Annotated in this window: 2 protein-coding genes; one reads left to right on the top strand and one right to left on the bottom strand. The window is 75.8% G+C overall.

Annotated elements, in window-relative coordinates:
• Positions 1-127: 127 nt before the first annotated feature.
• Entirely contained in the window at positions 128-727 is a 600-nt protein-coding gene (locus HCJ92_RS23675; RefSeq protein WP_167935655.1) for a hypothetical protein, read from the bottom strand.
• A gap of 211 nt (positions 728-938) precedes the next feature.
• Between HCJ92_RS23675 and HCJ92_RS23670 the strand changes: the two genes are divergently transcribed.
• On the top strand, positions 939-2,207 hold the full coding sequence (locus tag HCJ92_RS23670; RefSeq protein ID WP_167935654.1) for an extracellular solute-binding protein: 1,269 nt from the start codon (positions 939-941) through the stop codon (positions 2,205-2,207).
• Positions 2,208-2,348 lie beyond the last annotated feature (141 nt).

Raw genomic sequence — 2,348 nt, 5'->3', positions numbered from 1 at the left:
CCCCCCGCGGCGCCGCCTCCCGGCCGGCGCCGGACAGACCCCCGCCCGGTACCGGAGCGATCCCGGTACCGGGCGGTGACGTGCCCGGACCGCGCGCTCTGCGCCGCGGGCCCGGTCGTGCGGGGTGTCAGCTCCCGCCGGCAGCCATGGGCGTGGGTTCCTCGGCGGTCATGGCGTCGACCAGGGTGCGGTCGCCGAGCTCCTGCTCCAGCTCGACCTCCACCTCGTCCACGGCGAGCATCTCGTTGCACACCTCGGCCGCGGGGTCCTCGACCGACCAGCCGCCGAGGACCACCAGGTCGTCGGTCTCGTGGACCCAAGCGCCCCAGTCGGCGTCGCAGTCGCCGTGGCCGACGACCACCGTCAGCGCGGTGTCGCCGGGGTCCGCCTCGACGACGCCCTCGATCGCCCACAGCACCGGGCTGGAGAAGTTGTCGGCGGGCTGTGCCTCCGGCCAGTCCGCGGCTATCTGCTCCGCGCGCTCGACGAAGACGTTCTCGTCGGGCAGGTCGCCGGGCTGCCGCTCCTCGCCGCCGGCCCCGCCACCGCCCGTCGCCGCTCCGTCCTCCCCGGCACCGTCGTCGCCCGCGCCGCCGGTGGCGGCGCCGTCGTCCGCGCCGGAGTCGGCGGCGGGCGGCGGCCCGTCGTCCCCGGAGGAGTCACCACCGCACGCCGCGATGGTGAGGGCCGTGGCTGCCAGCACCGGAACCAGAACCTTGCTGCGCATGACGCTCCTTCCGTCCCGTGCGCCCCGCCCGGATCGCGGGGCACGTTGCGTCTGTGACGGACGCTGCCCCGCATCGGTTCCGCCGAACCGGTGGTACGGCCCGGCGCAGCTGCCGCCGACGGTCGCGCGCCCCTCCCGGCGGGGGTGTTCCGGGGCCACAATGCGTCGGGTCGGCAACCGCCGGTGACCGTGCGGACGCAGGGAGGAACCCATGGGGCGACGTCTCGGGCTCGGGGCGGCGGCGGTCGCGCTGGCGCTGCCGGTCGCGGGGTGCGGCGGCGCCGGGGGCGACCCCGCCGACACGACGCTCCGGCTGTGGGTCATGGAGGGCACCTCGCCGGAGGCGGGGCCCTGGTTCGAGGAGTTGCGGGCCGTGTTCCGCGAGCGCACCGGCGCCGGGCTGGAGTACCAACTGGTGCCCTGGGACCAGGCGCACGACAAGCTCACCACGGCCGCCGCCGGTGACGCGCTGCCCGACGTGTCGGAGATCGGGACCACGTGGGTGCCGGAGTTCGCGGCGGCGGCCATCGTCGCGGACGTCACCGAGGAGGTGGCCGCGACCGGGCTCGACGGCGACCTCCTCGCCGGAGTGCGGGAGGCGGGGACGCTGGACGGCCGGCTCCACGGCATGCCCTGGTACGCGGGGGTCCGGGCGCTGTACTACCGGGCCGACGTCTTCGCCGAGCACGGCCTGGAACCACCCGCCACCTGGGACGAGCTGGTCGCGGTCGGGAAGGAACTCCGGGAACAGGAACCGGAGATGATCCCCTACCCCGTGCCCGGCGCGAGCGAGCACTCGTTCTACCCCTACCTCTGGGGCGCCGGTGGAGAGGTGGCGGTCGTCGAGTCCGGGGGCTGGCGGTCTGCGCTGAACAGCCCCGAGGCGATCGAGGGGATCGGCTGGTTCACCGGCCTGGCGACCGAGCACGGTCTCTCGGTGGCGGCGGCGGACACCTGGACGGAGGCGGACACGCTCCAGAGCTTCCGCGACGGACGGGCGGCCATGGTCCTCAACGGCTCCTGGGCGGTGGGGAACCTGCTGCGGGAGGACGCCTCCTGGGCCGACCGCCTCGGCGTGGTGCCGGTGCCCGGCCAGGAGGGTGGCATCAGCCCCTCGTTCGCGGGTGGTTCGCTGGTCAGTGTCATCGAGGGCACCGACCACCCCGAACTGGCCTGGAGCCTGGTGGAGCTGATGACCACCGGGGAGTTCGCCGACCGGTGGACGCGGGACAGCGGCTTCTTCCCCGCCCGGCAGAGCCTGCTGGCCGGGTACGCAGCCTCCGACGACCCCCACGTCGCGCCGTTCGCCCGCCAACTGGCCGACGCGGGGAAGCACCTGCCCGTCAGTGAGCGGTTCGGCGAGGTCCAGGCGGAACAGGTGGTCCAGCGGATGCTGCTGTCGGTCCTGAGCGGTGACCGGGACGTCGAGGCGGCGGCGGCCGAGGCCACCGAGGCGATGGACCGCATCCTGCGCGACTGACCGCCGTCGCCCGGCTCCGCCCGCTGCGCCCAGCCGCCCGCCCCGCGGGGTGTGCGCCCCGCCCCGCCCGACGGGAGACCGCCGATGACCGTGGAGACCCGCCCCCCGCCGGACGAGGCGCCGCCCGCGCCCGTCCGGGCC

The sequence above is a fragment of the Streptomyces spiramenti genome (assembly GCF_012034385.1).
Taxonomy (GTDB): Bacteria; Actinomycetota; Actinomycetes; order Streptomycetales; family Streptomycetaceae; genus Streptomyces; species Streptomyces spiramenti.
This window is presented reverse-complemented; position numbering and strand designations above follow the sequence as displayed.